This is a genomic window from Acrocarpospora pleiomorpha, from assembly GCF_009687885.1.
GTDB lineage: Bacteria > Actinomycetota > Actinomycetes > Streptosporangiales > Streptosporangiaceae > Acrocarpospora > Acrocarpospora pleiomorpha.
Genome location: NZ_BLAF01000101.1, coordinates 25310 through 35207, shown reverse-complemented (window position 1 = coordinate 35207; position 9898 = coordinate 25310). Strand labels below are relative to the sequence as shown.

Sequence of the window (9898 nt, the reverse complement as noted above, 5' to 3'; positions counted from 1 at the left end):
CGCATCGGTCCTTTAGTCCAGGCGGTGGGCTAGTCCAGGCGGTGGGCGCCTGGGGCTGGGGTTGCGGTCAGGATGGTTGGGGGGTGCCAGGCGCGGTCGGCGTATGCGGCTTTGACGGTGGTTTCGACGGAGTCGGTGCGGTCGGCTGGGACTAGGGCGATGGCGGAGCCGCCGAAGCCGCCGCCGGTCATGCGGGCGCCGCGGGCGCCGCCGCGGAGGGCGGATTCGACGGCGACGTCTAGTTCGGGGCAGGAGACCTCGAACTGGTCGCGGAGTGATAGGTGGGAGGCGTTGAGTAGGGCGCCGATCTCGGTGACCGCGTTGGCTCTGAGGAGGCCGATCAGGGCTTCTACGCGGTGGTTTTCGGTGACTACGTGTTGGGTGCGCTTGCGTTCGTTGCCTTTGAGGAGGGTGAGGGCGCCTGCCAGGTCGGTGACGTCGCGGAGGGCGGGGACGCCGAGGTGTTTCGCGGCGTTTTCGCATTCCTGGCGGCGGCGGGCGTACTGGCCGTCGGCGAGGGCGTGTCTGACGTTGGTGTTGATGATCAGCAGGCGCAGGCCGTGTGCGGGGAGATCGAAGGGGATGTGGCGGCTGGCGAGGGAGCGGCAGTCGAGGAGGAGGGCGTGGCCCGCCTTGGCCAAGGCGGAGGTGGCCTGGTCCATGATGCCGCAGGGCATGCCGGCGAAGTCGTTCTCGGCGAGCTGGCTGATCCTGGCGAGGGCGAGGGGGGATTGGGCCAGGGCGTAAAGGTCGTTGAGGGCGAAGGCGGTGGCGACTTCGAGGGCCGCGCTGGAGGAGAGGCCGGCGCCTTCGGGGATGTCGCCGTCGATGACGATGTCGGCGCCGCGGACCGGGAAGCCCTCGCGGCGGAGGGCCCAGAAGACGCCGGTGGGGTAGCGGGCCCAGCCGTGGGCGTCTTCGAGGGAGTCGATGGTCTGTGTGCCTGCTTGGAGGGAGATCAGGCGGATCGTGTCGTCCTCGCGGGGGCTGGCGGCGAGGGTGACGCCCCAGGGGACGGCGAAGGGGAGGACGAGGCCGTCGTTGTAGTCGGTGTGTTCGCCGATCAGGTTGACCCGGCCTGGGGCGTACCAGATGCCTTCTGGGGACTTGTCGTATGCTTCGGAAAAAGCATCAAGAACGCGCATAAGCGAACACTCCTCAACAACGGGCTCACCGTAGGGTAGCGAGTCTTGGGGGATATGCCAGCCTTGGGGTGTGGGTGAGGTGCTGTCGCCGGTCGTTCCGCTGGAGGACGATCGGGTGCATGGGGTACGGCTGCTGCTCAAGCGCGATGACTTGATATGGGGCGAAATTTCGGGAAATAAGTGGAGGAAGTTGAAGTACAACGTGGGGGCGTTGGAGCCGGTGCTGACGTTTGGCGGGGCGTACTCGAACCACATTCGGGCGGTGGCGGCCGCGGGGGAGAGGTATGGGTTCTCGACCGTCGGGGTGATTCGGGGCGAGGAGCGGTTGCCGTTGAATCCGGTGCTCGCGTACGCGGCGGGGCGCGGGATGCGGCTCAGGTACCTGGATCGTTCGACATATCGGCTTAAGCGCACTCCCGAGGTTCTTGATTGGCTGCGCGGTGAGTATCCGGGTTACCGGATCCTCCCCGAGGGCGGCTCCAACCCGGCGGCCGTCCGCGGATGTATGGAACTACCAGGCGAAATTTCATCCGATACCCCTTTTGGCGTGATCTGTTGCCCGGTCGGCACCGGCGGCACCCTCGCTGGAATCGCCGCCGGACTGTCCCCCGGCCAGCGAGCCATCGGCTTCTCCGCATTACGCGGCGGCGCCTTCCTCACCGACGAGATCACCCGCCTCCAACACGAAACCCTCGGCCACACGACGACCAACTGGCACCTCGAAACCGCCTACCATTTCGGCGGCTACGCCCGTACAACCCCAGAACTGTCCACGTTCATCGAAGACTTCGACACCCGGCACGGCATCCGCCTCGACCGCGTCTACGTGGCCAAGATGATGTACGGAATCCTCGACCTGATCGCCTCCGGGAGCATCCCCCCAGGGACAACCGTGGTCGCGGTCATCACCGGCGGCGAAACATGAGCCAGATCAAAGCGACCCTGCTCACCGGCGGTCTGGCAAGCGGCAAGACCGCCGTAGCCACCGAGATCGGTGAGATCCTCCACGAGACCGGCGTTCCCTATGCCGTGATCGATCTCGACTGGCTGTGCTGGTGCGGTCCCTCCTCCGACGTCCACGCCCTGCTGGAGATCAACCTCAGCGCGGTCTGGCAGAACTACCGAGCCGCCGGAATCCGCCGGCTTGTCCTTGCCCGCGCCCTCCTGGAACCCGGCCACCTGACCACTGTCCGCCGCGCGCTCCCCGACGTCTCGCTCACCGTCGTCCGCCTGACCGCCCCGGCCTCGACGATCAGGCAACGCCTGCGCTCCCGTGACTCCGGCGCGACCCTGATCGGCCACCTAGCCGAACTTGACGAATTCACCGCACAGGTGGAACAAGCCGCCCTCGAAGACCACATCGTCCCCAATGATGGTCGTCCCATTCGCGAGGTCGCGACCGAGGTGTTGTCGCTGGTCGGCTAGCCGTCAATCCCGAGGGTTGTCAGGGGCAGGTTGGTAAGCTCGTCCGGTGCTCTTGGCTGACGGAATCCATGCGGTGATCACTGATCGGCACGGCGGGGTCAGCGCCGAGCCGTACACGTCGCGGAACCTTGGCGGGGCGGTTGGGGATGATTTCGACGCGGTTCTGCGGAACCGTCATGACACGGCCGTCGAACTGGGGGTCGATCCCGCCCGCGTGGTGATGATGCGCCAGGTTCACGGGCGTGACGTGCGCTTTGTCACCGAGCCTTTCGGCGATGACCCGCCACCGCTGGATGCGATTTACACCACTGAGCCGGGTCTGGCGCTGAACGTCCTGGTAGCTGATTGCGCGCCGGTCCTGCTGGCCGATCCGGTGGCCCGGGTCGTCGGCGCGGCTCATTCCGGCCGGCCGGGGACGCAGCTGGGTGTGGTTCCCGCGCTCGTCGAGGCGATGGCGACGCGGGGGGCGGAGCCGTACCAGATGGTGGCTCTCATCGGTCCTGCCGCGTGCGGCCTCTGTTACGAAGTTCCGGCCGAGATGCGGGAGGACGTCGCCCGCGTGGTGCCGGAGGCGTGGGCGACCACACGGCAGGGCACGCCGGCGGTGGACATTCGCGCCGCGATCGAGGCACAACTCCACAAGGCCAACATCACCGACATCCGGCACGACACCCGCTGCACGATTGAAACGCCAGACCTGTACTCCTACCGCCGCGACTCCCGCACCGGCCGCTTCGGCGGCTTCATCTGGCTTGATGTGTGATTCGGGCGGGATCCAGTGGATCCCGCCCGACCTGAGGCGTCCTCAGGTGAATGTGGTGAGAACGGTACCCGCCCCCACCGTGTGCCCGCCCTCGCGGATGGCGAAGCCCAAGCCCGGTTCGAGGGCGATCGGCTTGCCGAGGTCGACGGTCACCTCGATCGTCTCGCCGGGAAGGGCGAGCTCGGTGCCGGTCAGGGTGACCTCACCGGGCACGTCCGCGGTCCGGACGTAGAACTGCGGACGGTAGCCGTTGGCGATCGCCGTGCGGCGCCCGCCTTCGGCCGTGGTCAGCAGGTACACGCGGGCCGTGAAGCGCCGGTGCCCCCGCTGGCTGCCCGGAGCGGCCAGCACCTGGCCACGCCGTACCTGATCGCGACGCACGCCCCGGAGCAGGACCGCGGCGTTGTCGCCTGCCTCGCCCCGGTCCATGGTCTTGCCGAACGTCTCGATCCCGGTGACCACGGCGGTGACGCCGTCGCGGAGGCCGACCGCCTCGACCGTGTCGCCGAGCCGTACCGTGCCCCGCTCGATGGCGCCGGTGAGGACCGTGCCGCGCCCGGTGACGGTGAGCACGTTCTCGATCGGCATCAGAAACGGGACGTCCAGGTAGCGAACCGGCACCGGCACGTGCTCGTCCACGGCCTGGAGCAGCGCCTCGATCGAGGCCGTCCACTCCGGGTCGCCCGCCAGCGCGCGCAGGCCCGACACCCGCACGACGGGCACGTTCCGGTACCCGTGCTCGGCGAGCAGGTCCTGCAGCTCCAACTCGACCAGGTCGGCCAGCTCGGGGTCCGCGCCGTCGGCCTTGTTCAGCGCGATGACCACGTGCGCGACCCCGACCCGGCGCGCGAGCAGCACGTGCTCCCGCGTCTGCGGCATGATCCCGTCGACCGCGGAGACGACCAGGATCGCCCCGTCCAGCTGCGCCGCTCCCGTGATCATGTTCTTCACGTAGTCGGCGTGCCCGGGCATGTCCACATGCGCGTAGTGCCGGGTCGCCGTCTCGTACTCGACGTGGGCGATGTTGATCGTGATCCCGCGAAGGGTCTCCTCCGGGGTGCGGTCGATCCGGTGGAATGGGATGAACTCCGCGCCGCCGCGCTCGCTGAGCACCTTGGTGATGGCGGCGGTCAGCGTCGTCTTGCCGTGATCGACGTGCCCCATCGTGCCGATGTTGAGGTGCGGCTTGGACCGCACGAAGGCCTGCTTGGCCATGTTCCTTCCTTCGATGCCGATTCCGTGTGACCCGCGCGTGGCTTCGACCCCTCCCCGCCGGGTCACCAGGACGCACGGGAAAGGGTCAGCGCTCGGCGCCGTCGAATCGCATCGAGGCACGCGCCGACGCGCCCGCACGAGCGGGCGTCACAACGGCGGCGTACCGGAACATGCGACAGATCATCCGGTACGCCCCTGAGCTTCCGCAACGGATTTTCGGGAACTTCCCCTGGGGGCGGGGACGTTTTCCCAGCAAGAAGACCTCGGAGGGGGACCACGATGGGCTGGCACTACCGGAAGTCGATCAAGATAGGACCGTTCCGGCTCAACCTTTCCCGGCATGGGGTCGGACACAGCTTCGGCAATCGCCGGTTCCATGTCACGAGCACGCCGGACGGGCGGCGGCACGTGACCGTGCGACTGCCCGGCGGCTTCCACCTGAGCAAGACCGTGGGCAAGAGCCACCGAAGGTACTACCACTACTAGATTTGTCTCGATATATGAGACATTCTCTCTTATTATGTAAGACGCCTGATAATCTCCGGTCATGAACGTCTACACCCATGGCCATCACGAGTCGGTGTTGCGGTCCCACCGCTGGCGTACGGCGGAGAACTCGGCCGCGCAGCTGTTGCCGCACCTGCGGCCGGGGCTGTCGCTCCTGGATGTGGGTTGCGGCCCCGGGACGATCACGGCCGACCTGGCCACCCGGGTCGGCCGGGTCACGGCCACCGAGATGGGCGAGCGGGAACTGGACCTCGCCCGTGCCGAGGCGCAGGCCCGAGGGCAGCACAACATCGACTTCGTCGTGGCCGACGTGCACGCGCTGGACTTTCCCGACGCGACATTCGATATCGTGCACGCCCATCAAGTTCTGCAGCACGTCGCCGACCCCGTGCGGGCGTTGCGCGAAATGCGCAGGGTCTGCAAGCCCGGCGGCGTCGTCACCGCCCGCGACGGCGACTACGACGGCTTCGCCTGGTTCCCCGCCGTCCCCGAACTGGACGAATGGCTCACTCTCTATCACAAGCTCGCGAGGGCGAACGGTGGTGAGCCCAACGCGGGCCGATTCCTGCTGTCCTGGGCGCGCGAAGCCGGGTTCGAGCAGATCACGGCGACGTCCTCGACGTGGTGCTTCGCCAACCCCGAAGACCGCGCCTGGTGGGGCGGCATGTGGGCCGATCGGGTCACCACGTCGGCCATCGCCCGCCAAGCCGTCACGTCCGGCGCCGCCACGGAATCCGACCTGTCGCGAATCGCCCAGGGGTGGCGCACCTGGGCCGAATCCCCCGACGGCTGGCTCTCCGTCCTGCACGGCGAAATCGTCTGCATCGCCTGATCATTCTGCTGGGCGCTCTGTGGCACGCGTCCTTGCTTTTGTCGGGGATGCTGGCCGGCGAAGGGGGCGAAGGATCGCCGGGCAGCATCCCTTGTCACTCCGGCGCGACGTCCGCCGACCTATGCCCCTGGTCGAAGGATGGTCGTGGCCACACCGGAATGACGTTCATCGGGCACCCAGCCTCGCCTCTCCCGTGTACACGTTCATGGAGTTCCCCCGGACGAAACCGAGCAGGGTCAGCCCGGATTCGGCCGCGAGCTCCACCGCGAGGGAGGAGGGGGCGGAGACGGCGGCGAGCACCGGAATGCCCGCCATCACCGCCTTCTGGACCAGCTCGAAGGAGGCGCGCCCGGAGACCATCAGCGCCATCGAGCTCAATGGCAGCATGCCCTCGCGGAGCGCCCAGCCGACGAGCTTGTCGACCGCGTTGTGCCGCCCGACGTCCTCACGGACGCAGAGCGGATTGCCCCCGGGTGTGAACAGCCCGGCCGCGTGCAGGCCACCGGTCCGATCGAACACCCGCTGCGCGGCCCGCAATCGATCGGGCAACTCGGAGATCACCGAAGGATCCATTTTGACCGGATCGCTGGCCACTTCCCAGCGCGCGACCGTACGCACCGCGTCAAGTGACGCCTTCCCGCAGACCCCGCACGACGAGGTCGTGTAGAAGTTGCGCTCCAGCGACGTGGCGATCGGCGTCACCCAAGGCGAAAGCCGAACATCCAAGACGTTGTACGTATTGCGCCCATCCTCGGTCGCACCCGCGCAGTACCGAATGGATTCGATGTCCCCCGCCGCACCCACGGCCCCCTCGCTGACCAGGAACCCGGCCGCCAGGTCGAAGTCATCGCCGGGCGTGCGCATCGTGACGGTCAGCGGGGCGCCGTTGAGCCTGATCTCCAGGGGCTCCTCGGCCGCCAGCACGTCCATCCGGCGGCTGCCGCCCGTCTCCCGGAGCCGGAGGATGCGGCGCTGAACGGTCACCCTACCCATCGGTGGACGCCCCCACGTTCTGCACGTGCTGGAACCCGAAGCGTCCCTTGATGCAGAGATTCCCGTGGGTGACCGGATTGTCGTGCGGTGAGGTCACCTTGACGATCTGGTTCTCCTGGACGTGCAGGGTCAGGTTGCAGCCCACACCGCAGTAACTGCAGATCGTGGTGGTCTGCGTCTGCTCGTCCTCATTCCAGGTGCCGGCCTCGCGCATGTCGAACTCGGTCTTGAACGACAACGCCCCGGTCGGGCACACCTCCACGCAGTTCCCGCAGTACACGCAGGCCGAGTCGGTGAGCGGTGCGTCGAACTCGGTGGAGATCGTCGCGTCGAATCCCCGCCCGGAGACGGCGATGGCGAAGGAGTTCTGCCACTGATCGCCGCAGGCGTCCACACACTTGTAGCAGAGAATGCATTTCGCGTAATCACGGACATACAGCTCGTTGTCCACCTTGGCCGGTTGAGCGACGGTCGCCGCGTCGGGACCGAACCGGGCCGGATCGGCGCCGTACTCGTCGATCCACTCGGCCGCGCGCGGCGTGGTGGACAGGTCGACCGACGACGCCAGCAGTTCGAGGACGACCTTCCTGCTGTGCTTGGCCCGCTCGGTCGCGGTGCCGACCACCATGCCGGGCTCGGCCTTGCGGGAGCAGGCGGGCGCGAGCGTGCGGGCGCCCTCCACCTCCACCACGCAGACCCGGCACGCGTTCTTGGGCGTCAGCGTGTCGCCGTAGCAGAGGGTCGGAATGTCCTTTCCGGCCGCGGCGCACGCGTCCAGGATCGTGTCGCCCTCCGGGACGCGCACGGCCTCGCCGTCGACGCTGATCTCGATGAGCCGCCGCGGCGGGCGGAGCGGAACGGTCATGATGCCTCCTCGGCGAAGACGCCCAGCCGGTCGATGGCCGATTCGACGGCGTTCCACGCGGTCTGGCCGAGCCCGCAGATCGACGCGTCCCGCATGGCCTGCCCGACCTCGCGCAACACCACGAGATCCTCGGCCGACCTGCGCCGGGAGAGGCGGTGCAGCGCTTCCTCCTGCCGCACGGTCCCGACCCGGCACGGCACGCACTGCCCGCACGACTCGTCGCGGAAGAACTCGGCGATCCGTAGCAGGAACGGCGGCAGCTCCACCGTGTCGTCCAGGACCAGGACGACACCCGAGCCGAGCGTGGCCCCGGCCGCGCGCGTGCCCTCGAAGGTGAGCGGAATGTCCAGCTCATCGGCCCGGACGAAGGCCCCGGCCGCACCGCCGAGCAGCACCGCGCGGAGCGTGCCCGTCGCCCCGCCGGCCAGGGTGAGCAGATCCCCGAGCGTGGCCCCGAACGGCAGCTCGTAGATGCCCGGGCGGCGCACCGTCCCCGACACGCAGAACAGTTTCGTCCCCGTCGACCCGCCCGTGCCCACCGCCGCGTAGACGGCGGCCCCGCCCTCCAGGATCGGCAGCACATTGACCAGGGTCTCGACGTTGTTGACGACTGTCGGCTTCCCGAACAGCCCTTTCTCCACCGGGAAGGGTGGTTTGCTCCGCGGCTCGCCTCGATACCCTTCGATCGAATTGAAGATCGCGGTCTCCTCGCCGCAGATGTACGCCCCCGCCCCCCGCCGGATCTCGATGTCGAAGGCGAACCCCTGCCCGAGGATGTCCTCCCCGAGCAGCCCACGTGCCCGCGCGGTGGCGATCGCGTGCTCCAGCCGTCGTATCGCCCGCGGATACTCGCCCCGGATGTAGAGGTATCCCCGCGCGCACCCGGTCGCGTATCCGGCGACCGTCATGGCCTCGACGAGCGCGTAAGGATCGCCTTCCATGAGCACCCGATCCTTGAACGTCCCGGGCTCGCTCTCATCGGCGTTGCAGACCAGATAGTGCGGGCGGTCGAACTGGCGCGCGGTCGCCTCCCACTTCCGCCCGGTCGGAAACGCGGCCCCACCCCGCCCGACCAGCCCGGCCTCCAGAACCTCGCGGATAACCCCGCCCGGCCCCAGCTCGAACGCCCGCCGCAGCGCCGCGTAACCTCCGCTGGCGCGATATTCATCCAGGCTCGCCGGATCCACCACGCCAACCCGCCGCAACAGAACCAGCCCCGGCTCCCCGGCCTGCGGCACCGCCGCCCGAACCGGAGCTTCCCCGAACACCCCACCAACCTCCGGCGGCACCACGGAGGTCTCCGCGCGATCCCCGGCAACTTCGGGCGGGGCCATGGACGCCTCCGGGCCAACCTCGGCAACCTCGGGCGAGGCCACGGATGCCTCTGGACGAACCCCGGCAACCTCGGGTGGGACCGTGGACCCGTCCGCGCGACCCCCGGCAATCTTCTGCCGGACCTCGGCAACCTCGGGCGGAACTGCGGACCCGTCCGCGCGACCCCCCGCAACCTCCTGTTGGACCTCGGCAACTGCCGATCGTGCCGTGGTGCCTTCCGGGGAGACCACGGTGCTCCCCGGGCGGACCCCTGCCTCCTCCTGGCCCTCTGCGGGAGAAAGCCGATCAAAGGCGGAAATGTCGGAGAAGTCGGCAGGGCCGTACACGGTGGCAGTGGGGTTCTCTCCTGCCTGCAGGGCGAGTGCGGCGGGGGCGCGCTCGCACAGGCCCAGGCATGGGCTCGGCTGCCAGGAGGTTCCCGCCGGACCGAGGTGGGACTCCACGTCCCGGCGGACCGCGTCCGCGCCGCGGGCCTGGCAGGCCAGGTCGGTGCAGACATGAAGAACCCTCGGCGGCCGGGGCTCCACCGATAACAACGAGTAGAAGGTGGCCACCGAATACGTCTCGGCGGGCGGGACGGTCAGCCGGCGGCAGATGTAGTCGAGCGCACCCTCGCTGATCCAGCCGACCCGGTCGTTGACCGCGTGCAGAGCCGGCAACAACTGGTCGCGGCGGTCTTCGGCGGGGTGCGCCGCGAACCGGAGATCGTCCTCGGTCCGGGCCCCGCCCTCCCAGGCCGACCCCGGCCCGCCGAGCAGCGCGTCGATCGCGGCGCGCTCCTCGGCGGTCGGTTCTGCGTCACGGAAACGCAGGTCCAT

Annotated in this window: 10 protein-coding genes; 5 read left to right on the top strand and 5 right to left on the bottom strand. The window is 68.7% G+C overall.

Features of this window, described 5'->3' with window-relative positions; all coding sequences use genetic code 11:
- Positions 1-29 precede the first annotated feature (29 nt).
- Positions 30-1145, bottom strand: coding sequence for a galactokinase (gene galK, locus Aple_RS48620; protein WP_155351594.1), 1116 nt, complete (start codon positions 1143-1145; stop codon positions 30-32).
- A gap of 70 nt (positions 1146-1215) precedes the next feature.
- On the opposite strand from galK, the gene Aple_RS48615 reads away from it, so the two are divergent.
- The 3 genes from Aple_RS48615 to pgeF are packed head-to-tail and all read left to right on the top strand — an operon-like array spanning position 1216 to position 3333.
- On the top strand, positions 1216-2070 hold the full coding sequence (locus tag Aple_RS48615) for a 1-aminocyclopropane-1-carboxylate deaminase/D-cysteine desulfhydrase (protein WP_155351593.1): 855 nt from the start codon (positions 1216-1218) through the stop codon (positions 2068-2070).
- Positions 2067-2570 (top strand): hypothetical protein, encoded by a 504-nt coding sequence (locus Aple_RS48610; RefSeq protein ID WP_155351592.1) that lies wholly within the window; start codon positions 2067-2069, stop codon positions 2568-2570. The genes Aple_RS48615 and Aple_RS48610 overlap by 4 nt, the downstream gene beginning before the upstream one ends.
- Before the next feature lie 46 nt (positions 2571-2616).
- Positions 2617-3333, top strand: coding sequence for a peptidoglycan editing factor PgeF (gene pgeF / locus Aple_RS48605; protein ID WP_155351591.1), 717 nt, complete (start codon positions 2617-2619; stop codon positions 3331-3333).
- A 42-nt stretch (positions 3334-3375) separates the two neighbouring features.
- Here the strand turns inward: pgeF and tuf are convergent, their stop codons facing one another.
- A complete protein-coding gene (tuf, locus tag Aple_RS48600; protein ID WP_155351590.1) occupies positions 3376-4548 on the bottom strand; it encodes an elongation factor Tu in 1173 nt (390 codons plus the stop codon).
- A 279-nt stretch (positions 4549-4827) separates the two neighbouring features.
- On the opposite strand from tuf, the gene Aple_RS48595 reads away from it, so the two are divergent.
- Both Aple_RS48595 and Aple_RS48590 read left to right on the top strand, forming a co-directional pair.
- On the top strand, positions 4828-5034 hold the full coding sequence (locus Aple_RS48595; protein WP_155351589.1) for a DUF4236 domain-containing protein: 207 nt from the start codon (positions 4828-4830) through the stop codon (positions 5032-5034).
- 61 nt (positions 5035-5095) lie between these two features.
- Positions 5096-5887 (top strand): class I SAM-dependent methyltransferase, encoded by a 792-nt coding sequence (locus Aple_RS48590; protein WP_155351588.1) that lies wholly within the window; start codon positions 5096-5098, stop codon positions 5885-5887.
- A gap of 165 nt (positions 5888-6052) precedes the next feature.
- Here Aple_RS48590 and fdhD read toward each other — a convergent pair whose 3' ends face one another.
- Genes fdhD through Aple_RS48575 form a run of 3 tightly spaced genes read right to left on the bottom strand, consistent with a single transcriptional unit; the run spans position 6053 to position 9898 of the window.
- Positions 6053-6880, bottom strand: a complete 828-nt coding sequence (gene fdhD, locus Aple_RS48585; RefSeq protein WP_155351587.1) for a formate dehydrogenase accessory sulfurtransferase FdhD — start codon at positions 6878-6880, stop codon at positions 6053-6055.
- A complete protein-coding gene (locus tag Aple_RS48580; protein ID WP_218038897.1) occupies positions 6873-7745 on the bottom strand; it encodes a 2Fe-2S iron-sulfur cluster-binding protein in 873 nt (290 codons plus the stop codon). The genes fdhD and Aple_RS48580 overlap by 8 nt, the downstream gene beginning before the upstream one ends.
- Entirely contained in the window at positions 7742-9898 is a 2157-nt protein-coding gene (locus Aple_RS48575) for an NAD(P)H-dependent oxidoreductase subunit E (protein ID WP_155351586.1), read from the bottom strand. The genes Aple_RS48580 and Aple_RS48575 overlap by 4 nt, the downstream gene beginning before the upstream one ends.

What these genes read in the sequence shown, in the direction of transcription:
- Aple_RS48580 (WP_218038897.1), bottom strand. Translation starts at nt 7,745, where the DNA reads ATGACCGTTCCGCTCCGCCCGCCGCGGCGGCTCATCGAGATCAGCGTC.
- Aple_RS48610 (WP_155351592.1), top strand. Translation starts at nt 2,067, where the DNA reads ATGAGCCAGATCAAAGCGACCCTGCTCACCGGCGGTCTGGCAAGCGGC.
- galK (WP_155351594.1), bottom strand. Translation starts at nt 1,145, where the DNA reads ATGCGCGTTCTTGATGCTTTTTCCGAAGCATACGACAAGTCCCCAGAA.
- Aple_RS48590 (WP_155351588.1), top strand. Translation starts at nt 5,096, where the DNA reads ATGAACGTCTACACCCATGGCCATCACGAGTCGGTGTTGCGGTCCCAC.
- tuf (WP_155351590.1), bottom strand. Translation starts at nt 4,548, where the DNA reads ATGGCCAAGCAGGCCTTCGTGCGGTCCAAGCCGCACCTCAACATCGGC.
- Aple_RS48575 (WP_155351586.1), bottom strand. Translation starts at nt 9,898, where the DNA reads ATGGACCTGCGTTTCCGTGACGCAGAACCGACCGCCGAGGAGCGCGCC.
- Aple_RS48595 (WP_155351589.1), top strand. Translation starts at nt 4,828, where the DNA reads ATGGGCTGGCACTACCGGAAGTCGATCAAGATAGGACCGTTCCGGCTC.
- fdhD (WP_155351587.1), bottom strand. Translation starts at nt 6,880, where the DNA reads ATGGGTAGGGTGACCGTTCAGCGCCGCATCCTCCGGCTCCGGGAGACG.